Source organism: Pseudomonas fluvialis (assembly GCF_002835605.1).
GTDB classification, from domain to species: Bacteria; Pseudomonadota; Gammaproteobacteria; order Pseudomonadales; family Pseudomonadaceae; genus Aquipseudomonas; species Aquipseudomonas fluvialis.
Genome location: NZ_PIYS01000006.1, coordinates 1 through 22,882 on the forward strand (window position 1 = coordinate 1; position 22,882 = coordinate 22,882).

The following is a 22,882-nucleotide window of genomic DNA, read 5'->3' on the forward strand; positions in this document are numbered from 1 at the left end:
CCTGGCATCGGATTTTTTATGTCTCTGCAACAGCAACTGCTCGACTTAGGTGAACTGTTCAACTTCTCGGATCTGAGCACCTTCACCCAAAACATCCCGATCGAGTGGGTGGCATCCGCTCTGGACTTGTCCGCCCAGGCCACCATAAGGCGGCGGCGTCTGCCCAGCGATCAGGTGCTCTGGCTGGTGCTTGGCATGGCCTTGTTCCGTGACGAGCCGGTGCATGAGGTCGCACGACGCCTGAATATCTGTGCCCAGGGGCTGGCCTCTCACGACCTGCTGGCCCGAAGCGGTGTCACCGAGGCGCGTAAACGATTGGGTGCCGATCCGGTTGAGTGGCTGTTTCGTCAGACGGGTAACCAGTGGGGTTGCGAGCGCTATGAGGGCGATACCTGGCAGGGCCTGCAAGTATTGGCCGTGGATGGCGCACTCCTGCGCACCCCAGACACGCCTGAACTCCGAGAGCATTTCGGCTCCGGCAATACCTCCACCGAGCGCCAGACGCCGTTTCCCATGCTGCGACTGGTAGCCCTGATGAACGTGCGCTCGCACCTGATTCTGGATGCGCAGGTGAGTCCCTACCGGCGCAGTGAGATGCGCTTGGCCGATGAGTTTATGCAGCAGATTCCCAATCAGTCGGTGACGCTGTTCGATAAGGGCTTCTGGAGTGCCGACTTGCTGTTGCGCCTGGGCGCCGCAGGGGAAAGCCGGCACTGGCTGATTCCGGCCCGCCAAGGGCTGGTTGGCGAGGAAGTCGCTCGTTACGGCAAGGGCGATCGTTTGCTGCGCATGAAGGTGTCGGCACAGGCACGAAAGCGCAACCCCGACCTGCCGACGCACTGGGAGGTACGTGAAGTCAGCTACGCCGTGAAGGACAAGATCAAGACAGTGCTCACCTCGCTGCCTGCGGATACTTACAGCGCCAAGACCATCGCCAAGCTGTATCAGGAGCGCTGGGAGATCGAGCTGGGCTTCCGGGATATCAAAAGCTCTCTGCAGCAGAATGCGATGACCCTGCGCAGCAAGGTAACGGAGCTGGTCTACCAGGAGGTCTGGGGCTTGTTGTTGGCCTACAACATCATCCGCCGCGAAGCCGGTCAGGCAGCCGTCGCCTTCGGCCGCTCTCCGGGCGACATCCGCTTCAAACCAGTAGCTCAATACATCGCCGTGCAATTGATCGTGATGGCGGCGGCCAACCCGATTTCAGCAACAGGAACACGATTGTCGGAGCTGAGAGCAGGAATCGGTGGGCTGTTTCTGGATCACCGTCCAAGGCCATCAAGACCAAGGACGGTGAAGATCTCAAAGACCCGTTATCCAGTGGATCGAAAGGCTGCTCCGCTTAAGTGAACAGCATTACCCGCATCAGCGGGGCATTTTTTATCAGCGAAACATCAGTAGTGCGGCGGCGGCACATCGATAATCGGCTCCCCCACATGAACCTGCATGTCTTCCTGGCGTCTAGCCAACTGGACCACCTGCTGCTGCAGACGCTCGATAATCCTTTGCTGGGTGGCCAGTTCGGCACTGAGACTGGCCAACATGTCATCCTGGAAAGCCAGGCGAACCTCAAGCTCGGTGACCCGCTGCTCCAGACTCATACCGACACCCCATCGCCAAACCGGAAGTCGTCAGTCAATACCAGGCGCAGGCGCTCCAGCACAGCCGCCACCTGCTCGGCCGTATAGGCCTGTGCCGGCGAATGCCCCCATACCGGCGCAGGCCAGGCGGGGTCCTGACGCTTGCGCACGATCACATGCATGTGCAACTGCCCTACGACGTTACCTAGCGCTGCCACATTCATCTTATCGGCGGCAAAACTATCCTTGAGCACTTCCGCCAACATAGTAGTTTCACGCCATAGCAGTGCCTGGTCAGCGGCATCCAGCTGAAAAATCTCGCTAACTTCCTCACGCCGCGGTACCAGAATGAACCAGGGGTAGCGGGCATCATTCATCAGCAGCAGACGACACAGTGGAAAATCCCCCAGCACCAGACAGTCCTGTTGCAAACGTGAATCCAGAACAAACATGAGCATCCCTCCAGCCACTCGGCCAACACACGTCACAGGCATCAAAGGCGGCCAGACTAGCGAGAGCGCCCGGCAAAACCAAGCCACGCAACACGCACCAAAAGCCGCCAGCACAAGAAAAGTCGCACCAAATCGACGCAAAGCTACCCCGAAAGGCATAGATCAACCCCTCAAATACAGCCTGCACGGCCTGAAAAACATGCATCAGGCATTTTGTGCACGCTATTTGCTTACAACCAAGTGCACAGGCTGCCGTGGCACATCCGGAAAAATCCTGACCCTTGCGGCAGCTATGAAATTGCGACAAAAATGATGCACTTGCGCGACACTACCGTGAAGCAAAGGTTCCTTTCCCGGGCCAAGTGTCGTCATTTTAGGCAGCGTGCTATAAGTTACGCGCCGACACAAAAAGAAAGACCGCCCAGTCAGGCCTAACCTGCGGGTGAGAAAATCTTCAAACCAAAGGAGCAATTCCCATGCAAATGATGAAGTGGAGCGCCCTCGCCCTGGCAGTAGCCGCCGGCACTTCCCAGGTGGCTTTCGCCAGCGCCCAGTCGGAGTCCAAAGGCTTTATCGAAGACAGCAAGCTGGATGTATTCAGCCGCGCGCTGTACATGAACCGTGACTTCCGCAATGGCGCACAAGGCAACACCACCTCCGATGGCGGCCGCAAAGGCTACCGTGAAGAAACCGGCCTGGGCGTTCGCGTACTGTTCGAGTCCGGCTTCACTCAAGGCACTGTTGGCGTCGGTGTTGATGCACACTCGCTGACCAGCGTCATTCTGGATAGCGGCAAAGGCCGCACCGGCACTGGCCAGTTCGCTACTGACGACAGCAGCGGGAATCCGAAAGACAACCAGACTGAAGTCGGCGGCGCTATCAAGTTCCGCGTGTCCGATACCGTGCTCAAGCACGGCAACCAATTCGTTGCCAGCCCGGTATTTTCCACCGATGACAGCCGTATCCTCCCGGAAGTTGCTACCGGCACCTATCTGGTCAGCAATGAAATCGAAAACCTGGAACTGAGCGCTGGTCGCTTCACCGGTTTGAGCAGCCAGGTCCAGACATCGCGTGATGACCTCGCCCTGACCTCCGGCAACATCTTTGGTGCCAGCTATCAGTTCAGCGACAACTTCAGTGGTGCTGTGCACGCTGCGGACTTCGAGGACTATCACAAGAAGTCCTATCTGAACCTGAACTACAACCTGCCGCTGGCAGATGATCAGTCGTTGAATTTCGACTTCAACGCTTATCGCACCACCGATCAGGGCAAGAAACTGGCCGGCGAGATCGACAACAAGATCTGGAGCCTGGCAGCTGCCTATAACCTGGGCGCGCACACCTTTACCCTGGCTCACCAGCGCTCTTCGGGCGACAGCTCCTACAGCTATGGCTTCGTCGATGGCGGCGGCACCGTATGGCTGGCCAACTCGGTACAAATCTCCGACTTTGACCGCGAAGACGAAAACTCCTGGCAGGCTCGCTACGACCTGGATATGGCTACCTTCGGCGTTCCGGGCCTGAGCTTCATGGCACGCTATGTTCGCGGTGACAATATCCAGACCAGCAGCGAGCGCGAAGGCAAGGAACAAGAGCTGAACCTGGAAAGCAAATACGTCATCCAGGATGGCGCAGCCAAGGACCTCTCCTTCCGCGTGCGCTACTCCAACTATCGTGCCAATGGTGCGCTCAATACCGATTACTATCCGGACATGAACGACCTGCGCCTGATCGTCGAGTACCCGCTGAGCATCCTGTAATCACAGGCTTGCCCGCATGACAACAAACCCGGCCTAGGCCGGGTTTGTTGTTTTCAACCTGAGCTATAACGGCAAGGCATAGGTACCGGTGACATGCGCCACCATGTCCTGCTCGCATCCCTGGGAATACAGGGCAACCTCGCAGACCGCCTGACGACGTGTCAGGCGCAGGATCCGCGCTTCGGCCAGCAAATCAACCGGCTGCGGCCGACTGAGGAAGTTGATGTTGAGATTGGCGGTTACCGCCATTTCCACACGCCCCAGACGCCCCAGCACCACGGCGTACATAGCCGCATCGGCCAGCGCCATGATGGTCGGCCCCGACAAGGTACCGCCCGGCCGTACCAAGCGTGCCTGAAACGGAACACGGGCCAGCGCATGTTCGGCGTCCAGCCTATCGATGCACAGCGCGATATCCTCGGCCATCGGTACGCCCTGGCGAATCAGCGCCTGCACCTGCTCTGCGCTCAACACACTCATACCCAGCTCCTCTATAAACCCCACAGGCCGGCAAGGCGCCTGTACGCCAACGCCCGCAGGGCCTTACAATGCCGGCCTAATAGTCGCCCCTGCAACCGACAAAACGGCCAATCATGCGTACCAGCCAATACCTACTCTCGACCCTCAAAGAAACCCCGTCCGACGCCGTGGTGATCAGCCACCAGCTGTTGCTGCGCGCCGGGATGATTCGCAAGCTCGCTTCCGGCCTGTACACCTGGCTACCCATGGGCCTGCGCGTGCTGCGCAAGGCCGAGGCCGTGGTACGCGAGGAAATGAATGCGGCGGGAGCCCTGGAAGTACTGATGCCGGCTATCCAGCCTGCTGAACTGTGGCAGGAATCAGGGCGCTGGGAGCAATACGGCCCGGAACTGCTGCGTATCAAGGATCGCCATCAGCGCGATTTCTGCGTCGGCCCGACCCACGAGGAAGTGATCACCGACCTGGCACGCAATGAGCTGAACAGCTACAAGCAGCTGCCGATCAACTTCTATCAGATCCAGACCAAGTTCCGTGACGAAATTCGTCCGCGCTTCGGCCTGATGCGTGGTCGCGAGTTCCTGATGAAGGACGCCTACTCCTTCCACCTCTCTCAGGAGTCTCTGCAGGAAACCTACGATCGCATGCACCAGGCGTATTGCAACGTATTCACCCGCCTGGGCCTGAATTTCCGTCCAGTACAGGCAGACACCGGCTCCATCGGTGGTACCGGCTCCCACGAGTTCCATGTACTGGCCGAGTCGGGCGAAGACGACATCGCCTTCAGCGACAGCTCTGACTACGCCGCCAATATCGAAAAGGCCGAGGCCATCCCACGCGAGCAAACCCGCGCGGCGGCCAGCGAGACACTCCGCCTGGTCGACACCCCCGACGCCAAGACCATTGACGAGCTGGTTACCCAGTTTGGCCTGGCCATCGACAAGACCGTCAAGACCCTGGTGGTGCATGCCGCCGAAGAAGGTCAGCTGATCGCCCTGATCGTGCGTGGCGATCACGAACTGAACGAAATCAAGGCGGCCAACCATGCCCGCGTCGCCAGCCCGCTGCTGTTTGCTTCGGAAGCCGAGATTCGCGCAGCCATTGGCGCCGGCCCCGGCTCGCTGGGCCCACTGAATCTGCCGATTCCCTGCATCATCGACCGCAGCGTCGCGCTGCTGAGCGACTTCGCAGCGGGCGCCAACCAGGACGGCCAGCACTACTTCGGCCTTAACTGGGAGCGTGACCTGCCGCTGCCGGAAGTGGCCGACCTGCGCAACGTCGTGGCCGGCGACCCCAGCCCCGACGGCCAGGGCACCCTGGTCATCAAACGCGGCATCGAAGTGGGGCACATCTTCCAGCTGGGTACCAAGTACAGCGAGGCCATGAAGCTCAACGTACTCAACGAAATCGGCAAGCCGGTCACCCTGATCATGGGCTGCTACGGCATTGGCGTATCGCGCGTGGTGGCGGCGGCCATCGAACAGAACCACGACGAGCGCGGCATCCTCTGGCCGGACGCCCTGGCGCCCTTCCAGATCGCCCTGGTTCCGCTGAAGTATGAAACCGAGGCGGTCAAAGCGGCTACCGACAAGCTGTATGCCGAACTGACTGCCGCCGGCTTCGAGGTTCTGCTCGACGACCGCGACAAGAAGACCAGCCCTGGGGTGAAGTTCGCCGACATGGAGCTGCTGGGCATTCCGCACCGCGTCGTGATCAGCGATCGCGGCCTCGGCGAAGGGCAGTTGGAATACAAGAACCGCCGGGCCAGTGACAGCCTGAACGTGCCGGTGGATCAGGTACTGGCCTTCCTCACTCAGCAGATTCGCGGGTAAACAGCAATGCGCGCCAGGCTGGTTTCTGCCATCCCGCTGCTTGCCAGTGCCTTGCTGGTCACTGGTTGTGCCAACCAGTTGCCACAACGCAGCGAGCATGAGGAACGTATCGAGCGCAGCACCCTCGATCACAGTATCCAGATCGACCTGGGCCAGACGCCGCTGCTGCAACTGCCGCAGCGGCGCATTCGCTTCACCGAGCAGTACACCTATGAACTCAGCGAGTTCGAAGTGGTACGCCGTTATGATCGTTACACGCCCTACCAGCCCTGGCGTGAACTCTATGAAGTGCCCCTCGGCGCGCTGGCCATCGTTGGCGGGGTGACTGCCAACGTGTTGAACGTTGCACTATTGGGCAGCCTGCCGAAAAGCGCCACGCGTGACTGGATTCGCTACGGCGTGGCCGGTATCAACCCGCTGATGAACGTCGAGTCCAACGGCCGCGCCGAACAAAACCTGGCGAGCATCGAGGAAACCCTCAAGGACAAGCGCCTGGAGCACAGCAGCCTGCCCTGGGCTGAGCGCCCGGTTTCCCTGAAGGCCGCTGAGCAGCATTACGAGCTGCTCACCGATCGGCATGGCGTGCTGCATCTGAACCTGCTGGACAATCCCCTCGCCGAGCAGGATCTCGATGCGGTCAACCACCTGCAATTGGCAGCCAGCGATGGCCAGGTGCGCGCCGAAGCCCGCCTACTACTCAGTCGCAGTCTGCGCGGCAAGCTCAAGGAAGCGCATGCGCTGGTCTACGACGATCTGGAAAGCGACAGCGTCGAGCGCTGGGTGGAGCGTGTCCAGCGCCTATCCAGCCTGGGACTTGAAGAAGAAGCCAGCGAGCTGGAACAGAGCCTGATCGAGTTGACGCGTAACGACCCCGAACTACAGGCAGAGTTCATCCAGCTGCTGTTGAACAAGGCCGGACGCATTGCCGTTGATCCAGGCGAAGGCGACTAGCCCTTTCTCCAAGGCGCTTAAGCGCCAAACGCTGGCAACTCGCGGGGCAGGCTGAGACGAAAATGGACGCCCTGCCCGGGCTGCGAACTGAACTCCAGTTTGCCGCCCAGCTTACGGGTCACCAGGTTGTAAACAATGTTCAGGCCCAACCCGGAACCGCCGCTGCCACGTTTGGTGGTAAAGAACGGCTCGAAAATGCGCTCGCGCAAAGACTCCGGCACACCACAACCATTGTCACGGTAGTCCAACAACACGTGCTCGCCCTGCTCTTGTAGCCGAATCTCGATCAGCGGGGCGGCCTGATCCGCAAACGCATGCCGCACACTGTTGAGAATCAGATTAGCCAGCACCTGGGTCAGCACACCTGGCAGGCTGTTCATCTGCAGTCCCGACGGGCACTCAAGCAGCGGCTCTACCGGTACCTTGCGGGTCTCCGGATGCAGGCTGGCAATCAGCGCACGCAGCACCTGTTCGACCTGGAACTGACTACGCGCCTCCGACACCTGATCAACCGCCGTCTGTTTGAAGTCACGGACCAGGCGCGCCGCCCGTTGCAGGTTGTTGACCAGCATCTGTGTGCTGTCGCTGGCCTGCGCCAGCAGATCACTGAACTGCTGGCTGGTCAGGGTCTGCGCAGTGAATTGCTGACGTAGACTGTCCAGGGTTTCGCTCAGCACCGACGTCGCGGTAACAGCGATGCCCAGTGGCGTATTGACCTCATGGGCTACCCCGGCAACCAGGCCACCCAGAGCGGCGAGCTTTTCCGACTCGATCAACTGGCTCTGTGCCTGCTGCAACTGCTCGACACTCTGCGAAAGCGCCAGGGTACGCTCGGCCACCTTGCTTTCCAGGGCATCCGAATACTGCTTGAGGCTGCTTTCCGCAGCACGCAACTGTTCCAGCGTCAGAGCGATAGCCTGCAGGTGCTGGTTGGTCAGGCGCACCAGCAGGCCAATCTCGCTGTCGGCATGCCCCTGCGGCTCGTGCAGGCGCGCCTGCTCGGGGCAATCCATATCGACTTGGGCAATCGAACCAATCACACTGAACAAGGGCCGGCTGACCTGCACGCTGAACACCCAGAGCAAGGTCAGCGACAACAGCAGCGCATAGAACAGGGTACCGAGCAACGTCAGCAGGGCACGCTCCAGGAAGACCTTACCGTAATGAAAGGTATCCACGACGAACAGCAATTCGCCGAGCTCCTCTCGCTCGGCCAGTTGTTCGGCATACAGCGGCCAACGGTATTCACGGGTACGACCGAACAGGCTGTCGCTGAGCGGCCGTAGCGCACCGCTTTGCAGGTCGCGTTGACGTTCTGCAAAGCGTTCGCCACGGTTGAGGCTGATCCGGCTGAACTGGATGGCCGGCTGCTTGAGACTCCCCTTGAGCAGCTCCTCGGCCAGCTTGCTGTCCAGGGCAAAAACGATCGCACTGGCCGGCTCCAAGGTTAGCCCGGCCAACGCCTGCATGTCCCGATCCGGTTGCGCGGCCACCTGCCGGTAGTCCTGAACCACCAACAACACACTGATCAGCAGGCCCAGTCCCAAGGCCAGTACCAGGGTACTGCGCAGCAAGCGGCGCGACAGACTATGGCTGACCGAACTCAGCGTCTGCCCCGGCGCGGAGCGCTCAGCCCTGCGCATCATCGGGGTGTTGCTCGCGGATGGCCAGGAACTCGTCGAAGTGCTCCAGCAGCAGGTCGACCAGGCGCGGCTCGAACTGCTGCCCACGCTGCTCACTGAGCAATTGGCGAATCTGCTCGGCCGGCCAGGGCTCCTTGTAGCTGCGCCGCGAACCCAAGGCATCGAAGACATCCGCCAGCGCGACGATGCGCCCGGCAATCGGGATCGCCTCCCCCGCCAGCCCCTGCGGATAGCCCTGGCCATCCCAGCGCTCATGATGGTTACCGGCGATCAGTGCGCCGACCTTCATCAGCTCGCGGCGCGAGCGTTGCAGAATCGCCACACCAAACTCCACGTGGCGCTGCATCAGCGCCCACTCCTGCTCATCGAGCTTGCCCGGCTTGTGCAGGATGTGGTCAGGAATCGCCACCTTGCCCACATCATGCAGTGGCGCAGCATGCTTGATCAGCTGCACCTCACGGTCAGCCAACCCGTACAGCTGGGCCAGCCGCTCGCTGACCAGGGAAACCCGCTGCACGTGCGCGCCGGTTTCCTTGCTGCGTGCTTCCACGGCATCGGCCAGGGTATATACCAGCTCCTTGGAGGTTTCCTGCAGATCCTCCATCAGATTGATGTTCTCGAAGGTCAGCGCCACGTTGTGGATATAGATTTCCAGCAACTGCCGGTCCAGCTCGCTGAGCGGCTCGACATGGGTGACATACAGCAGGTTGGCGCCACCCCGTTCGTCAGCCATGTACATCACGTAGGCATCGTCGAAGTGCTGGGCCTGGCGCTGCGCCAGGACCTGGCGGAAACGCGCAGCCACCTGCGCCGGCAACTGTTCCAGGGAGCTACCGGCCTGGTATTCGGCAAATTCGCCGGTCGCCGCCAGAGTACGTGTTTCGCGGTCACTGTGGCCCTCGCCAGGCAGTACCAGGCAATACAGAGCCGAACGATCCAGATGCAGCAGCGAGGTCAACTGCTCGAGCACCGTGGAAGAAAACAGCTTGAGGGTCGCGGCATTCTGCACCTTGGCAGAGGCTTGCAGGACACGACTCAGGCCACTGCGTTGCGCCTCGATCACGCCCAGGTCACGGTAGGAGCGCAGCATGGAATAGAACAGAGTGCGCAGCTTCTGCGTGGTGAGCTCGGTCTTTTCCTTGTAGTCGTCAATGTCGTAGTCGCGGATCACCCGGTCTTCCGGGGCCTGGCCCGCCTGCCCGGTACGCAAGACCAGGCGCGTCAACCGGTTATCGCAGGTTTCGCGCAGGTAACGCACCAGATCCAGCCCAGCATGCTCGGTCTCCATGACCACGTCGATCAGGGCCAGAGCAATATCGTCACGTTGCGCAAAGACCGCCCGCGCTTCTGCCGCCGAATAGGCCGACAGCAGCTCCAGCCCACGTTGCTGAAACTCGAAACCGCGCAGGGCGAGGCGCGTCACCTCATGAACCTGCGGTTCGTCATCCACCAACAATACGCACCAGGGCGCGATAGCCGGCACGGGAGCAGGCGGGCTCACGCCCGGCGTGTGGTCGGCAAAGAAATCCATGGAAGACCTCGCAGCAGTCAGATGCTCCTGCTCAGTCTAGGCAGCCCTCGGGGATTGTGCCGCTCAGCGCGGCAAGTTTTCCCAACGGCTGGCGGCCTGCTGATCGCTGTCGCGCCCGTCGACCCAGCGCGCGGCCTGGCCGCTGCTTTCCTTTTTCCAGAACGGCGCACGGGTCTTCAGGTAGTCCATGATGAACTCGCAGGCCACAAAGGCTGCCTGGCGATGCGCACTGGCCGTGCCGACGAAGACAATCGGCTCGCCGGCCTGCAGGTGGCCCACCCGGTGCAGCACCTCGACACGCAACAGCGGCCAGCGCTGCTCAGCCTCGGCAACGATCGCGGCCAGGGCTTTCTCGGTCATGCCCGGGTAATGTTCGAGGAACATGTCACTGACCGGCTGGCCGTCGTTGTAGTCACGCACATAGCCGACAAAGCCGGTCACCGCACCGATGCCCCGCTGCGCGGCATGCAGGGCATTGAGTTCCGCCCCCGGATCGAAGGCCGCCGTCTGTACACGAATGGCCATCTCAGCCCCCCGTCACGGTGGGGAAGAAGGCCACTTCATCACCGTCCAGCAGCGGCTCGTCGAGGCTGCACAGTTCCTGATTGCGCGCACACATCAGATTCTGCTCGGCCAGCACCTGCCAGGCGCCACCACGCGCCAGAAGTACCTCACGCAACTGGCGCAGACTGCTCAGCTCGCCGGACCAGGCGAGCTGCTCGCCGTCCAGGCCGAGGGTTTCCCGGTAACGGGCGAAATACTGGATACGGATCATCGGGCTTCTCCGGCGATGAAGTGCCCACTCTTGCCGCCCTGCTTTTCCAGCAGGCGTACCGCTTCAATGGTCATGTCACGATCCACTGCCTTGCACATGTCATAGATCGTCAGCGCGGCCACGCTGGCGGCGGTCAACGCTTCCATTTCCACTCCGGTCTGCCCGGCCAGCTTGCAACGCGCACGGATCTGCACCACATCCTCACCAAGCGCCTGCAGCTCGACGCTGATCCCCGTCAACAGCAGTGGGTGGCAGAGAGGAATCAATTCATGCGTGCGTTTGGCCGCCTGGATGCCGGCAATCCGCGCCACAGCGAAGACATCACCCTTGGGGTGTCCGCCAGCGACGATCATCTGCAGGGTCTGCGGACGCATGCGCACACGGGCTTCGGCCAGCGCTTCGCGGCTGGTCACCGCCTTGTCGGTCACATCGACCATGTTGGCACGGCCTTGGGAATCGAGGTGGGTCAGCATATCGGCACACTATCTCGGAGGAATCTCGGCCAATTGTACATGCCCTGACCGGCAAGGCGCCGCGCAGCAGCCAGCCGTCAACGGCCAGCCCCCAGCCAGGGCCCCTGCCCTGACTGGCTGGCACGCCCCTACATATGACTTTCGGCATACTCCGCCAGGATGGAGCGCGGCACGCCCTGCAAGCTGATGTGCACGCCATGCGCGAAGCCCTTGAAGCGTTCGGTCAGGTAAGTCAGTCCGGAACTGGTCGCCGACAGATACGGCGTATCGATCTGCGCCAGGTTACCCAGGCAGACCACCTTGGAGCCATTACCGGCACGCGTGATGATGGTCTTCATCTGATGCGGGGTGAGGTTCTGGCACTCATCGATCAGCAGCAGACTCTGCTGGAAGCTGCGCCCACGAATGTAGTTGAGCGATTTGAACTGCAACGGCACCTTCTGCAGGATGTAGTCGACACTGCCGTGGGTACTCTCGTCCTCCAGGTGCAGTGCTTCCAGGTTGTCGGTTATCGCCCCCAGCCAAGGCTCCATCTTCTCGGCCTCGGTGCCAGGCAAAAAGCCGATATCCTCGTCCAGCCCCTGCACGCTGCGCGTGGCGATGATGCGGCGGTACCGCTTGCTCACCAGCGTCTGCTCGATGGCCGCGGCCAGGGCCAGGATGGTCTTGCCGGAGCCCGCCGCCCCAGTCAGGTTGACCAGGTGGATATCCGGGTCGAGCAAGGCGTGCAAGGCCAGCGCCTGGTACATGTCGCGCGGTCGCAGGCCCCAGGCTTGCTGCTCGAGCAACTTGTCCTGATGCAAGTCGAGCACGCTCAGGCGACGACCATCAATCGCCTTGATCCACCCGACGAAGCCCTGCTCATCGACGATGAACTCGTTGACGAACAGCGCCGGCTGCGCCTGTAGCAACAACACCTCATGCCAGGTGCGCCCATGGCCATGGCGGGTCTCCACCTTGTCCACGCCATCCCAGAAAGAACCCGGCACGCTGTGGTAGCCACGCGACAGCAATGCCACATCATCCACCAACTGGTCGGTCTGGTAGTCCTCGGCGGCAATCCCACAGGCGCGCGCCTTGAGGCGCATGTTGATGTCCTTGGTAACCAGCACCACCGGCGAACCGCCGCGACGACTCTGCAGGCCTACCAGCTGGTTGATGATCTTGTTGTCGTTAAGGTGCTCGGGCAGCCCACTGAGCGGCTCGACATGCCGGCTCATGAGGATCGACAGACTGCCGCGCGGTGCGTTCTTGCCTCGGCGAATCGGCACGCCCTGCTCCACCTCCTGCGGCGTAGCAGCCCCCAGTACCTGGTCGATCAGGCGAATCGCCTGGCGACACTCGGCCGCCACCGAATGCTTGCCCGCCTTGAGCTGGTCCAGCTCTTCGAGCACCGTCATGGGGATGGCTACCTGGTGCTCCTGGAAGTTGAGCAACGCGTTGGGGTCGTGCAGCAACACATTGGTATCCAGAACATACAGGGTGGTCGGGGTCTTGCCGGTACGAGCTGCGGACATAGGCGTTTCCTCTGGCGGATCAACCCGGCGCCAGCAGCTGCCGGCGCCCTGCAAGCCATGCATCCCTCAAAGGCGGCCGAGACGATTCGACCAGAGGGTACGCATGCTCCTGAGTAAAGCAGCCCGCCACTGGTGCGGTACTGCCCGAGCAGGCTGTTGAAACATCACCTGCCCTGCCAAGCAAGCCGCATGCCCATGACAACGACGCGACAGTCCTGTGACACATTCACGGCGCATGAGCGCAGCGATTGACCTCCACGGTGACATGCACCAGCTCGGCATACTCGGCCAGGCTGGCCTTGTAGTCGTCGGCATTGCGCGGGCCGTGAGTGACCAGGCTGATGATGCAGGCATACTGAGCCTGCCCTACCCGCCACAGGTGCAGATCGGTCAGCTCGGTGTCATCCAAGTCTGCCAGGCGCTGGCGCACCTGCGCCACCAGCGGGTTATCCATCTCCCGGTCGAGCAACACCCCAGCGGTCTCCAGCAGCAGCCCCTTGGCCCAGACACCGATGATCAGTGCACCCAGCAGGCCCATCAACGGGTCCAGCCAGTGCCAGCCCAGCCATTGGCCGGCAAGCAGGGCCAGGATAGCCGCCACCGAGGTCAGGGCATCGGCCAGCACATGGATGAAGGCCGCATGCCGGTTGAGATCACGCCCGGCCGGCACGCCGTGGTCGTGGTCGTGGTCGTGGTCGTGATGAGCATGGCCGAGCGGGCTGCCGTGGCTATGTTGCTCGCGCAGTAGCCAGGCCGACACCAGGTTGACCAGCAGACCGATCAACGCCACCCACAAGGCCTGCTGATAAGCAATTTCCGCCGGCGACCACAGGCGCATGGCCGACTCCACCGCCATCAGGCCGATTACCACGACCAGCAGCACGGCACTGGCAAACCCGGCCAGCACCTCGACCTTCCAGGTACCGAAGGCATAGCGTGGATCATCGGCATGCCGGCGGGCCAGCCAGTAGGCCAGGGCCGCCAGGCCGATGGCCAACATATGCGAAGCCATGTGCCAGCCATCGGCCAGCAGGGCCATGGAATTGAACCAGTAGCCGGCACTGATCTCCGCCAGCATGGTGCCGCCGGTCAGTGCCACCACCAGCCAGGCCCGGCGCTCGGCCGCCTGCGCCGGTGCGCGGTAATGGTGCGAAGGACGCCAGCGTGCATGGTTGCAGGTCGACATGTGCATTGCTCCCAGTCATTCGATGGCCGTGATCATTGGCCTTGCCCCTATGGCAAGGTCAAGCCTCCCCGGCAAGGTACACGGCATGGCAGCACACCTGCGACCGGGCACGCTACAATCCCGGCAACTGCAAGGAGACTCGTTATGCTGCTGGTGCTTTCCCCCGCCAAGACCCTCGACTACGACAGCGCGCCGGTAACCGAGCGCTACAGTCTGCCCGAGCACCTGGAGCAGGCCGCCGAGCTGATCAATGTGCTACGCGAGCTCACCCCTGCGCAGGTCAGTGAACTGATGCACCTCTCCGACAAGCTGGCCGGACTCAATGTCGCCCGCTATGCCAGCTGGCACCGCGACTTCACCCCGCAGAATGCCAAGCAGGCACTGCTGGCCTTCAAGGGCGACGTATACACCGGCATGCAGGCCGAAGACTTCAGCAGCGAGGATTTTGCCTTCGCCCAGCAACACCTGCGCATTCTCTCCGGCCTGTACGGGCTGTTGCGTCCGCTGGACCTGATGCAGCCCTACCGCCTGGAAATGGGCACGCGCCTGGCCAACCCGCGCGGCAAGGACCTCTACGCCTTCTGGGGCGAGCGCATCAGCCAGTGGCTCAACCAGGCGCTACAGGCGCAGGGCGACGACATCCTCATCAACCTCGCCTCCAACGAATATTTCTCGGCCATCAAACGTCAGGCGCTGCAGGCCCGGGTCATCGATACCGAGTTCCGTGATCTGAAAAACGGCCAGTACAAGATCATCAGTTTCTATGCCAAGAAAGCCCGCGGCCTGATGGCCCGCTACATCATCCAGCAGCGTCTGCAACACCCTGAACAACTGCAGGCCTTCGACCTGCAGGGCTACTACTACAGCGCCAGTCACTCCAGCGCCGACAAGCTGGTGTTCCTGCGCGACCAGGCCGAGGACTGAACATGCTGTTCGGCGTGGTACTGGCCATCACCTGGCTGATCCTGCTGCTGCGCTACCCGACGCGCGCCCTGCCCCTGTCGCTGGCGGCGCTGGCCGCACTGGCCACGCTGGCGGGACTGCTGCTGTGGCAGGATGCGCGCCACAATGCACGCCTGGAGAGCCTGACGATCACCCTGCGCCATGATCGCCAGCAATGCCCCGCCGAACGCCCCCTGTATATCAGCCTGCACAACCCCCAGGCACAACGCCTGGACAGGCTGGACTGGCAGATCGAAGCCTGGCTGCCCGGCGAGTCGATCAATCTGGTACAAGTGCACTACGACAACCCGCGCTACAGCCTGCCCCAGCCGCTGCCAGCCGGGCAGACCTGGCAGGACTGCCTGCCCCTGCCGGCATTGCGCAGGGGGTACCGGGCCGCCAGCCTGGAGTACCGCGCGACAAACCTGCACGGTGTATTCCATAACCAATAACAATCCGGAATCCCTGCCATGACGACACCTGTTGCCCTGATCACCGGCTGCTCCAGCGGCATTGGCCGTGCCCTGGCCGAAACCATGCGCGATGCGGGCTATCAGGTATGGGCCTGCGCCCGCAAACCGGCCGACCTGGCCAGCCTGCAAGCCGCCGGTTTGCGAGCGCTGGCACTGGATGTCAACGATGCCCAGGCCATTGCCCGCGCGCTGGCCGAACTGCACCAGGAGGCCGGGCGCCTTGATGTGCTGGTCAACAACGCCGGCTACGGTGCCATGGGCCCGCTACTCGATGCTGGCGCAGCGGGTATGCGCCAGCAGTTCGAAACCAACGTGTTCAGCCTGGTGGAACTGACGCGCGCCTGCTTTACGCTGCTGCGTGCCAGCCAGGGCCTGGTGGTGAACATCGGCAGTGTCTCCGGCGTGCTGGTCACGCCCTTTGCCGGCGCCTACTGCGCCTCCAAGGCGGCCGTGACCGCGCTGTCCGATGCCCTGCGCATGGAATTGGCGCCGTTCGCCATCGATGTCATGGAAGTCCAGCCCGGGGCGATTGCCTCACGCTTCGGCAATACCGCCAGCCAGCAGGCCAGCGAGGTACTGCGCGAAGATTCGCCCTGGTGGCCGCTGCGCGAGGCCGTGCAGGCCCGTGCCAATGCCTCCCAGCAGAACGCCACCCCGGCCGAGGCCTTTGCCCGGCAGTTGTTGGCCGCCATACAGCGGAAAAACCGCCCGCTGCGCGTGCGTATCGGCAACGGTAGCCGCGCCCTGCCGCTGCTCGCTGCGCTGCTGCCCAAACGGCTGTTGATGCGCGTGCTGCAACGCCGCTTTGCCCTCGACAAGCGGCTGGGCTGAGCCATGCCAACCCGTCATGCAGCGCTGCTGCACTATGTGCTGGGCGCCCTGGCCGCAGTGATCCTGCTCAACCTCGGCGTGCGCGGTCTGCTCCGCGTGGGTGGCTTCACGGCCACCCTGCTGGTGGCCCTGCTGACCGCCGGCGGCCTGCGCCTGCTCTTTCAGTGGCGCCAGCAACGCGCACCGAATTGCGCTGAAATCATCCGTCTCAGCCTGGGCTACGCCCTCGGCCTGGGCGCGCTGTATCTGGGCCTGTACCTGCTCATGTGGTTGCAGGATGCTCCCGGGCACATGGGCCAACTGCTGTTCCTGCTGCACTACCTGATCTATCCGGCCTGCATGGGCATTCTGCTACGCGCGGGGCATCGCTGAGCCGCCTGTTGCCGGCGCCGGCACTGTGCAAAAATGTCCGGCTGAATTGGCCCGCGACCCTCATCATGCCGCTCTCTGATTGCCTGCCGGACAGCTCCTACTGATGCCTGCCGATATCCAGCAACTGCGCAGCAACGACTGGCGCAACGAATTTGCGGCCGGCGACTTTCGACGTGGCCAAGACGATGCCGCGGCAGGGCACAGCCAGCTTGAGCGCCTGCATGACAACCGCCTGCAGGCCAGCTGCCTGGACAGTGCCGGACAACGCTACCAGCAACGCATCACCCTGAGCCCTTATGGACGCCAGTGGCGAGTCAACGGCCGCTGCACATGCCCGGTAGCGCACAACTGCAGGCACGTCGCCGCGGCGCTGCTGACCCTCGAACAACTGCAACACAGCGGTGCGGACCTTAGTGCCATACGCAGCAGCCCGCCCAGCGCACAATCACGCGCCGATATCGCCCCGCAACCGATCCTGTCCCTCGGCAGCCTGTCCCGCGTGCACTTCGACGCCCGCAAGGGGCGCATGCTCGAGCAGACCCAGCATCGCGCCGCCCTGGCCTTCAGTTATGCCGGCAAGCGGGTGCATGGCAAGCAGCCAGACAGCGTGCGCCTGCGTGATGATCAAGGGTTGTGGGTTATCCAGCGGCAGGCCGCCGCCGAGGCCCGCTGCCGCCAGCAACTACTCGACGCGGGTCTGCAGCTGGCGCTGCGGCGAAGCGATGCGCTGCCGGAAAGTGCCGGGGAAGCCTTCGAACTCCCCAGTGATGCCGCGTGGATTGACTTTGTCAGCCAGCAACTACCCGTTCTCGCCGAGCAGGGCTGGCAGATCGAACCGCGTAACGACTTCCAGTTCAACCTGGCCGCAGTCGACCGTTGGTATGCCCAGGTCAACGAGAGCCCCGCACAGGACTGGTTCGAACTGGAGCTGGGTATCGAGATCGATGGTCAGCCGCACAGCCTGCTGCCCATTCTCCTGCAGGCGATACGCCGCTCGCCCTGGTTGCTCAACCCGCAGGCCATGGCCTTGCGTGACGACGATGAGGTCTTTCTTGCCCAGCTGCCCGGCCAGAGCCGACGCATCGCCATCCCGTTCGCTCGCCTGCGCCCCCTGCTGGCCAGCCTGGGCGAGCTCTATCAGGACAGCCCTGACGACTGGCCGAGCTGCCTGCGCCTGGCGCGGGCCGATGCGCCGCGTTTACTCCCACTGAGTCAGGCAGCCGGGCTGCATTGGCAAGGCGGCGAACAGCTGCGCGAACTGGCCCAGCGTCTGCAGCACAGCCCGCAGGCCCGTGAGCCAGAGGGCTTGCAGGCACAGTTGCGCCCTTACCAGCGGGAAGGCCTGGCCTGGTTGCAAACCCTCGGTGAACTGGGTTTGGGTGGCATACTCGCCGACGACATGGGCCTGGGCAAAACCCTGCAGACGCTGGCCTATCTGCTCGGCGAGCAACAGGCCGGACGCCTGCAACAGCCGGCGCTGCTGGTCATGCCCACCAGCCTGCTAGCCAACTGGCAGGACGAAGCGGCACGCTTCACCCCCAGCCTGCGCGTACTGGCGCTGCAGGGCAGCCAGCGACAACGCCACTTCGCCACGCTGGCCGATTATCAGGTCATCCTCACCACCTATGCCCTGCTACCCCGTGACTGCCCGGCGCTGGCCAGGCAAGCCTTCAGCGTGGTGATCTGTGACGAGGCACAGTACCTCAAGAACCCGCGCAACAAGGCCTACCAGGCACTCAGCCAGCTGACCTGCCGGCAACGCCTGTGCCTGACCGGCACGCCCCTGGAAAATCACCTGGGCGAGCTGTGGGCGCTGTTCAACCTGCTGATGCCAGGCTGGCTCGGCGACAGCCGGCAGTTCACCCGGCATTACCGCCAGCCCATCGAAAGCCAGCCGGACAGCCCGCGCCTGACTCAACTGCGCCAGCGCATCCGCCCCTTCCTGTTGCGTCGGCGCAAGGAGGACGTGGCCCGCGAGCTGCCCGCCAAGACCGAAATCACCCACTGGGTCAGCCTCAGCCCCGCTCAGCGCGACCGTTATGAAACCCTGCGCCTGGCCCTCGATCACAAGGTCCGGGCAGAAATCCAGCGCCAGGGCCTGGCACGCAGCCAGATCGTCATTCTCGAAGCCTTGTTGCGCCTGCGTCAGTGCTGTTGTGATCTGCGCTTGCTGGATGGCCCGACCAGCAGTGGCGAACCTTCCGCCAAACTGACAGCCCTGCTCGACATGCTCGACGAACTGCTCGCCGAAGGTCGCCGGGTGCTGGTGTTCTCGCAATTCACCGGCATGCTGGCGCTGATCGAGCAGGCGCTACAGGCACGCGGCATTCGCTATGGCCTGCTGACCGGCGGCACCACGGATCGCCGCACGCCGGTTGCGCAGTTCCAGGCCGGGGCTTTCCCGGTGTTCCTGATCAGCCTCAAGGCCGGCGGCACCGGTCTCAACCTGACCGCAGCAGATACAGTGATTCACTTCGACCCCTGGTGGAATCCGGCGGCCGAGGCCCAGGCCAGCGATCGTGCCTACCGCATCGGCCAGGACAAACCGGTGTTCGTCTATCGGCTGATCAGCCGCGGCAGCGTCGAGGAAAAGATTCAGCAACTGCAACAACGCAAGGCACAACTCGCTCACAGTCTGCTCGACCAAAACCAGGCCAGCGGCTGGCAGCTTGATGAACAGGCATTGGCAGAGCTTTTCGCGCCTCTGCACTAGAAAGGCTGGTCAAATCAGCGTTTACTGTATATAAATACAGTATCGCAACCGACACAGGCAGATGAGGTGATGAATGGCCGTCGAAGTGGTGTACCGCAGCAGCCGCGACCCGGAGCGCCTGTTCATGGATAAGGCCGAAGCTGATCGTCACGATCGCATGCTGGAGCTGGCCGAAGCGCTGGCCAGCACACTGCAGCAGGCCGTACCCGGCCTTGCCGAAGAGCAGGCGGAAGAACTCGGGGTATTCATGGCCCGCCATCGCGAGGTTTTCGCCCGCGCCTTCAAGAATCAGCCTGAAGCCCTCGGCGAACTGCACAGCACACCGGCCTGAACCGGCCACGCTTCCCCATTGCCCATGCCTGCCACCCGACAGGCATGGGCTTTTTTATGCCCCTCAGAAGCTGGTGCGGTAATGCAGGGTATAGGCCTCTACACCATCGTTGGGCTGCTTGATGCCGGCATTCGAATAATGCAGCGCGCGCAGGCCGATTTCCTGGCCGGAGAAGCGCACACCGAAGCCCAGGCGATCTTCAAACTGGAAGGACGAGCCGAGGCGGTTCTTGTCCAGCTCGGTGCTGGAGAACAACGCCACACCGATACCGGCCTCGATATAGGGGCGCAGGGTGTTGCCAGCGAACTCATAAACGAAGACCGGGGCCAGCGAGACGCTGTGATTGCTCGCCGTGCTGCCACCCTGCCAGTAGGTGTAGCCCAGGTCCCAGTAGCCGCTCAGGTGGCCGGTATCACTGGCCCACCAGCGGCTCTCGAAGTTGCTCTGCAGGCCCAGGCGGTAGACCATCTCCGAATCGCCACTCTGGCCGATCGCGGCGGTTACATCGGCGGCCTGGGCCAGGCTGCTCAGGGAAAGACTCAGGGCGCTGGCCAGCGCCAGGGAAATCAGCGGTTTCATGGAAATATCCCTTTCTAGTTGGTATTGGCAGAACACCAGCGATTATAGGAAACATCGGCTATTTGCCTAGGGGCTAAACGGGCAGAACCTGTACCGGCGCGGCCTGCCCCCACAGCAGGGGCAGCACCTGCTCCAGCTGCTGCGGCGCAGCACTGCTCCAGAAATGCGTTGCCTGCGGCGGGCCGCCGGCCAGCAAATCATCCGCCTGCAACAGGCGCTGTAGCTGACGGGCCACCGCCGCGCCGGTATCGATCAAAGTGACATCGGCTGGCAACAGTTGGCGCAACAGGGGACGGATGAACGGGTAATGGGTACAGCCCAGGATCAGCGTGTCACAGCCTTGCGCGAGCAAGGGTGCCACCCAGCCCTGCAACAGCTCACGGGTTCGCGGACTGTCCAGAGCCCCCGCTTCGATCTGTTCGACCAACCCCGGACACGGCTGGGTGATCACCTGCACATCACTGGCAAAGCGATCGAGCAAGGCGGCAAAACGGGCGCTTTTCAGCGTACCCGTGGTCGCCAGCACGCCTACCACGCCACTGCGCGTGGCTGCCGCGGCCGGCTTCACCGCCGGTTCCATACCGACGATGGGCAGATGCGGATAGACCGTACGCAACTCGCCAACCGCTGCCACCGTGGCGGTATTGCAGGCCAGCACCAGCGCCTTGGCACCCTGCTGCACGAGAAACTCGGCGATGGCCCGGCTGCGCTGCACGATGTAATGCGGGCTTTTCTCGCCGTAGGGTACATGGCCGCTGTCGGCCACATAGAGCAGCGATTCGGCGGGCAACAGGCGGCGGATTTCGCCCAGCACCGACAGGCCGCCAACCCCGGAGTCAAAGACGCCGATCGGTGCTTCACTGGGCATGCGTGTTCCCACACACCGCGCAGGCCGGGTCGCGCCGGACGCGCAACTCGCGAAAACGCGAACCGAGGGCATCCACCAGGAGCAGGCGGCCAACCAGCGGCTCGCCAAAACCAGCCAGCAGCTTGAGCGCCTCCAGTGCCTGCAGGCTACCGACCAGCCCGACCAGCGGCCCCAACACCCCGGCCTCGCTACAGGTCAGCTCGGCTTCACTGCCATGGCCATACAGGCAGTGATAGCAGGGGCTCTGCGCCTGGCGCGGGTCGAACACGGCCAACTGGCCCTCCAGGCGGATCGCCGCACCGGATACCAACGGCTTGCCCGCTGCCACGCAGGCGGCATTCACCGCCTGGCGGGTGGAGAAATTGTCGGAGCAGTCCAGCACCAGATCCACCGCTGCCACGGCGGCAGCCAGCGAGTCGGCATCCAGGCCCTGCGGGTAACGCTGCACGTGCAGCTGCGGATTGATCGCCAGCAGGCGGCTGGCTGCCGAGTCGACCTTGCGCTGACCGACGCTGGCCGTGTCATGCACGATCTGCCGCTGCAGGTTGGTGATATCCACCGTATCGAAATCCGCCAGGTGCAACTCGCCCACCCCAGCTGCCGCCAGGTACAGCGCCACTGGCGAACCCAGGCCGCCCAGCCCGACGATCAGTGCACGGCTGCGCTTCAGGCGCAGCTGCCCCTCGATATCCACCTGCGCCAGCAGGATCTGCCGGCTGTAGCGCAGCAGCTCATCGTCCGTCAGCATTGCTTCACCCATGATTGCTACACCCCAGGCTGATGCGCTCGTGGCCGGCCAGGTCACGGCGGCTATGCACCTCGTGGAAACCGGCCGCGACGAGCAGCGCACGCACCGCCTCGGCCTGGTCGAAGCCATGTTCCAGCAGCAGCCAGCCACCGTCCTCGAGATAAGCCGGGGCCTGGGCGATGATCAGACGCAAATCATCCAGGCCATCGGCCCCGGCGACCAGCGCGCTACTCGGTTCGAAACGCACATCACCTTGCGTCAGGTGCGGATCGTCGGCACGGATATAGGGCGGATTGCTGAGAATCAGCGCGTAGCGCTGCCCAGCCAGTGCGGAGAACCAGTGACTGCGCAGAAAGCGCACGTTGTCCAGGCCCAGGCGCTGGCGGTTGCGCTCGGCCAGAGCCACCACCTCGTCCAGCCGATCCACCCCGCACACCTGCCAGGCCGGCCGTTCACTGGCCAGGGCCAGGGCAATCGCGCCGCTACCAGTGCCCAGGTCAAGAACCGCCAGCGGAGTCTCCGCACACAGCTGCAAGGCGCTCTCCACCAGCAGCTCGGTATCCGGCCGGGGAATCAGCGTGTGCGCGGCCACTTCCAGGTGCAGGCTCCAGAAACCCTGCTGGCCAAGGATATAGGCCACCGGCTCACCGGCGCGGCGGCGCTGCAGATAGGCCTGGAAGCAGGCCTGCTGTGCGGCCTCCGGCTCACGCTCGGGCCAGGTGCGCAGGTAGCTGCGCGGTTTGCCCAGCGCAGCGGCCAGCAGCAACTCGGCGTCCAGCCTAGGGCTGGGCGATTCGGGCAGATCGGCACTATCAAGCAGGGATTCGATGCTAGCCATAATGTTTAGC

24 protein-coding genes are annotated in these 22,882 nt (G+C 63.0%); 10 read left to right on the forward strand and 14 right to left on the reverse strand.

Translation table 11 applies throughout. The features are described 5' to 3' along the window. Positions 1–18: 18 nt before the first annotated feature. Positions 19–1,350: an IS4 family transposase gene (locus tag CW360_RS05415; RefSeq protein ID WP_170307333.1), complete on the forward strand. Its 1,332-nt coding sequence runs from the start codon at positions 19–21 to the stop codon at positions 1,348–1,350. A 44-nt stretch (positions 1,351–1,394) separates the two neighbouring features. Here CW360_RS05415 and CW360_RS05420 read toward each other — a convergent pair whose 3' ends face one another. Further along, the gene (locus CW360_RS05420; RefSeq protein WP_101193006.1) at positions 1,395–1,601 is read right to left on the reverse strand and encodes a SlyX family protein; all 207 of its coding nucleotides are present in this window, start codon (positions 1,599–1,601) and stop codon (positions 1,395–1,397) included. After that, positions 1,598–2,032, reverse strand: a complete 435-nt coding sequence (locus tag CW360_RS05425; protein WP_101193007.1) for an HIT family protein — start codon at positions 2,030–2,032, stop codon at positions 1,598–1,600. Before CW360_RS05425 ends, CW360_RS05420 begins: the two co-directional genes overlap by 4 nt. A gap of 476 nt (positions 2,033–2,508) precedes the next feature. Between CW360_RS05425 and CW360_RS05430 the strand changes: the two genes are divergently transcribed. After that, complete coding sequence (locus CW360_RS05430) at positions 2,509–3,792, forward strand: OprD family porin (RefSeq protein WP_101193008.1); 1,284 nt, start codon at positions 2,509–2,511, stop codon at positions 3,790–3,792. A 63-nt stretch (positions 3,793–3,855) separates the two neighbouring features. Here the strand turns inward: CW360_RS05430 and CW360_RS05435 are convergent, their stop codons facing one another. Further along, positions 3,856–4,263: a PaaI family thioesterase gene (locus tag CW360_RS05435; protein WP_101193079.1), complete on the reverse strand. Its 408-nt coding sequence runs from the start codon at positions 4,261–4,263 to the stop codon at positions 3,856–3,858. A gap of 122 nt (positions 4,264–4,385) precedes the next feature. Here CW360_RS05435 and CW360_RS05440 point away from each other — a divergent pair, with 122 nt between their 5' ends. Next, complete coding sequence (locus CW360_RS05440; RefSeq protein ID WP_101193009.1) at positions 4,386–6,101, forward strand: proline--tRNA ligase; 1,716 nt, start codon at positions 4,386–4,388, stop codon at positions 6,099–6,101. Positions 6,102–6,107: 6 nt separating this feature from the next. Further along, the gene (locus tag CW360_RS05445; protein WP_101193010.1) at positions 6,108–7,052 is read left to right on the forward strand and encodes a hypothetical protein; all 945 of its coding nucleotides are present in this window, start codon (positions 6,108–6,110) and stop codon (positions 7,050–7,052) included. Positions 7,053–7,069: 17 nt separating this feature from the next. Here the strand turns inward: CW360_RS05445 and CW360_RS05450 are convergent, their stop codons facing one another. The 7 genes from CW360_RS05450 to dmeF all read right to left on the reverse strand — a co-directional run bounded on the left by CW360_RS05450 (position 7,070) and on the right by dmeF (position 14,177). Beyond that, positions 7,070–8,698 (reverse strand): sensor histidine kinase, encoded by a 1,629-nt coding sequence (locus CW360_RS05450; RefSeq protein ID WP_101193011.1) that lies wholly within the window; start codon positions 8,696–8,698, stop codon positions 7,070–7,072. After that, entirely contained in the window at positions 8,682–10,226 is a 1,545-nt protein-coding gene (locus CW360_RS05455; RefSeq protein ID WP_101193012.1) for a DUF3369 domain-containing protein, read from the reverse strand. Before CW360_RS05455 ends, CW360_RS05450 begins: the two co-directional genes overlap by 17 nt. 63 nt (positions 10,227–10,289) lie before the next feature. Then, entirely contained in the window at positions 10,290–10,751 is a 462-nt protein-coding gene (moaE, locus tag CW360_RS05460; RefSeq protein WP_101193013.1) for a molybdopterin synthase catalytic subunit MoaE, read from the reverse strand. Position 10,752: 1 nt separating this feature from the next. After that, complete coding sequence (locus tag CW360_RS05465; RefSeq protein ID WP_101193014.1) at positions 10,753–11,001, reverse strand: MoaD/ThiS family protein; 249 nt, start codon at positions 10,999–11,001, stop codon at positions 10,753–10,755. Further along, the gene (gene moaC, locus CW360_RS05470) at positions 10,998–11,474 is read right to left on the reverse strand and encodes a cyclic pyranopterin monophosphate synthase MoaC (RefSeq protein WP_101193015.1); all 477 of its coding nucleotides are present in this window, start codon (positions 11,472–11,474) and stop codon (positions 10,998–11,000) included. The genes CW360_RS05465 and moaC overlap by 4 nt, the downstream gene beginning before the upstream one ends. A gap of 128 nt (positions 11,475–11,602) precedes the next feature. Beyond that, entirely contained in the window at positions 11,603–12,991 is a 1,389-nt protein-coding gene (locus tag CW360_RS05475; RefSeq protein WP_101193016.1) for a PhoH family protein, read from the reverse strand. 226 nt (positions 12,992–13,217) lie between these two features. Continuing rightward, positions 13,218–14,177 carry a CDF family Co(II)/Ni(II) efflux transporter DmeF gene (gene dmeF / locus CW360_RS05480; RefSeq protein WP_101193017.1) on the reverse strand — a complete coding sequence of 320 codons (960 nt, stop codon included), beginning with the start codon at positions 14,175–14,177 and terminating at the stop codon, positions 13,218–13,220. Positions 14,178–14,321: 144 nt separating this feature from the next. On the opposite strand from dmeF, the gene yaaA reads away from it, so the two are divergent. From yaaA to CW360_RS05510, 6 genes are all read left to right on the forward strand, one after another. Further along, the gene (gene yaaA / locus CW360_RS05485; RefSeq protein WP_101193018.1) at positions 14,322–15,101 is read left to right on the forward strand and encodes a peroxide stress protein YaaA; all 780 of its coding nucleotides are present in this window, start codon (positions 14,322–14,324) and stop codon (positions 15,099–15,101) included. A 2-nt stretch (positions 15,102–15,103) separates the two neighbouring features. Further along, positions 15,104–15,571 carry a multidrug transporter gene (locus CW360_RS05490; protein ID WP_093987283.1) on the forward strand — a complete coding sequence of 156 codons (468 nt, stop codon included), beginning with the start codon at positions 15,104–15,106 and terminating at the stop codon, positions 15,569–15,571. Positions 15,572–15,589: 18 nt separating this feature from the next. Then, positions 15,590–16,423, forward strand: coding sequence for an SDR family oxidoreductase (locus tag CW360_RS05495; RefSeq protein WP_101193019.1), 834 nt, complete (start codon positions 15,590–15,592; stop codon positions 16,421–16,423). A 3-nt stretch (positions 16,424–16,426) separates the two neighbouring features. Then, positions 16,427–16,795 (forward strand): hypothetical protein, encoded by a 369-nt coding sequence (locus CW360_RS05500; protein WP_101193020.1) that lies wholly within the window; start codon positions 16,427–16,429, stop codon positions 16,793–16,795. A 103-nt stretch (positions 16,796–16,898) separates the two neighbouring features. Further along, positions 16,899–19,508, forward strand: a complete 2,610-nt coding sequence (locus CW360_RS05505) for a DEAD/DEAH box helicase (protein WP_101193021.1) — start codon at positions 16,899–16,901, stop codon at positions 19,506–19,508. Positions 19,509–19,581: 73 nt separating this feature from the next. Beyond that, entirely contained in the window at positions 19,582–19,839 is a 258-nt protein-coding gene (locus tag CW360_RS05510) for a YebG family protein (RefSeq protein WP_101193022.1), read from the forward strand. Positions 19,840–19,902: 63 nt separating this feature from the next. Here CW360_RS05510 and CW360_RS05515 read toward each other — a convergent pair whose 3' ends face one another. The 4 genes from CW360_RS05515 to prmC all read right to left on the reverse strand — a co-directional run bounded on the left by CW360_RS05515 (position 19,903) and on the right by prmC (position 22,872). Beyond that, positions 19,903–20,418 (reverse strand): acyloxyacyl hydrolase, encoded by a 516-nt coding sequence (locus tag CW360_RS05515; protein ID WP_101193023.1) that lies wholly within the window; start codon positions 20,416–20,418, stop codon positions 19,903–19,905. A gap of 73 nt (positions 20,419–20,491) precedes the next feature. Next, positions 20,492–21,286 carry a glutamate racemase gene (gene murI, locus CW360_RS05520; protein ID WP_101193024.1) on the reverse strand — a complete coding sequence of 265 codons (795 nt, stop codon included), beginning with the start codon at positions 21,284–21,286 and terminating at the stop codon, positions 20,492–20,494. Further along, on the reverse strand, positions 21,276–22,034 hold the full coding sequence (locus CW360_RS05525; RefSeq protein WP_101193080.1) for a molybdopterin-synthase adenylyltransferase MoeB: 759 nt from the start codon (positions 22,032–22,034) through the stop codon (positions 21,276–21,278). The genes murI and CW360_RS05525 overlap by 11 nt, the downstream gene beginning before the upstream one ends. Before the next feature lie 4 nt (positions 22,035–22,038). Then, on the reverse strand, positions 22,039–22,872 hold the full coding sequence (gene prmC, locus CW360_RS05530) for a peptide chain release factor N(5)-glutamine methyltransferase (RefSeq protein WP_101193025.1): 834 nt from the start codon (positions 22,870–22,872) through the stop codon (positions 22,039–22,041). Positions 22,873–22,882: the final 10 nt, after the last annotated feature.

Coding starts and splice junctions, on each gene's coding strand:
- CW360_RS05415 (WP_170307333.1), top strand. CDS start 19: ATGTCTCTGCAACAGCAACTGCTCGACTTAGGTGAACTGTTCAACTTC.
- CW360_RS05420 (WP_101193006.1), bottom strand. CDS start 1,601: ATGAGTCTGGAGCAGCGGGTCACCGAGCTTGAGGTTCGCCTGGCTTTC.
- CW360_RS05425 (WP_101193007.1), bottom strand. CDS start 2,032: ATGTTTGTTCTGGATTCACGTTTGCAACAGGACTGTCTGGTGCTGGGG.
- CW360_RS05430 (WP_101193008.1), top strand. CDS start 2,509: ATGCAAATGATGAAGTGGAGCGCCCTCGCCCTGGCAGTAGCCGCCGGC.
- CW360_RS05440 (WP_101193009.1), top strand. CDS start 4,386: ATGCGTACCAGCCAATACCTACTCTCGACCCTCAAAGAAACCCCGTCC.
- CW360_RS05445 (WP_101193010.1), top strand. CDS start 6,108: ATGCGCGCCAGGCTGGTTTCTGCCATCCCGCTGCTTGCCAGTGCCTTG.
- CW360_RS05450 (WP_101193011.1), bottom strand. CDS start 8,698: ATGATGCGCAGGGCTGAGCGCTCCGCGCCGGGGCAGACGCTGAGTTCG.
- CW360_RS05455 (WP_101193012.1), bottom strand. CDS start 10,226: ATGGATTTCTTTGCCGACCACACGCCGGGCGTGAGCCCGCCTGCTCCC.
- moaE (WP_101193013.1), bottom strand. CDS start 10,751: ATGGCCATTCGTGTACAGACGGCGGCCTTCGATCCGGGGGCGGAACTC.
- CW360_RS05465 (WP_101193014.1), bottom strand. CDS start 11,001: ATGATCCGTATCCAGTATTTCGCCCGTTACCGGGAAACCCTCGGCCTG.
- moaC (WP_101193015.1), bottom strand. CDS start 11,474: ATGCTGACCCACCTCGATTCCCAAGGCCGTGCCAACATGGTCGATGTG.
- CW360_RS05475 (WP_101193016.1), bottom strand. CDS start 12,991: ATGTCCGCAGCTCGTACCGGCAAGACCCCGACCACCCTGTATGTTCTG.
- dmeF (WP_101193017.1), bottom strand. CDS start 14,177: ATGTCGACCTGCAACCATGCACGCTGGCGTCCTTCGCACCATTACCGC.
- yaaA (WP_101193018.1), top strand. CDS start 14,322: ATGCTGCTGGTGCTTTCCCCCGCCAAGACCCTCGACTACGACAGCGCG.
- CW360_RS05490 (WP_093987283.1), top strand. CDS start 15,104: ATGCTGTTCGGCGTGGTACTGGCCATCACCTGGCTGATCCTGCTGCTG.
- CW360_RS05495 (WP_101193019.1), top strand. CDS start 15,590: ATGACGACACCTGTTGCCCTGATCACCGGCTGCTCCAGCGGCATTGGC.
- CW360_RS05500 (WP_101193020.1), top strand. CDS start 16,427: ATGCCAACCCGTCATGCAGCGCTGCTGCACTATGTGCTGGGCGCCCTG.
- CW360_RS05505 (WP_101193021.1), top strand. CDS start 16,899: ATGCCTGCCGATATCCAGCAACTGCGCAGCAACGACTGGCGCAACGAA.
- CW360_RS05510 (WP_101193022.1), top strand. CDS start 19,582: ATGGCCGTCGAAGTGGTGTACCGCAGCAGCCGCGACCCGGAGCGCCTG.
- CW360_RS05515 (WP_101193023.1), bottom strand. CDS start 20,418: ATGAAACCGCTGATTTCCCTGGCGCTGGCCAGCGCCCTGAGTCTTTCC.
- murI (WP_101193024.1), bottom strand. CDS start 21,286: ATGCCCAGTGAAGCACCGATCGGCGTCTTTGACTCCGGGGTTGGCGGC.
- CW360_RS05525 (WP_101193080.1), bottom strand. CDS start 22,034: ATGCTGACGGACGATGAGCTGCTGCGCTACAGCCGGCAGATCCTGCTG.
- prmC (WP_101193025.1), bottom strand. CDS start 22,872: ATGGCTAGCATCGAATCCCTGCTTGATAGTGCCGATCTGCCCGAATCG.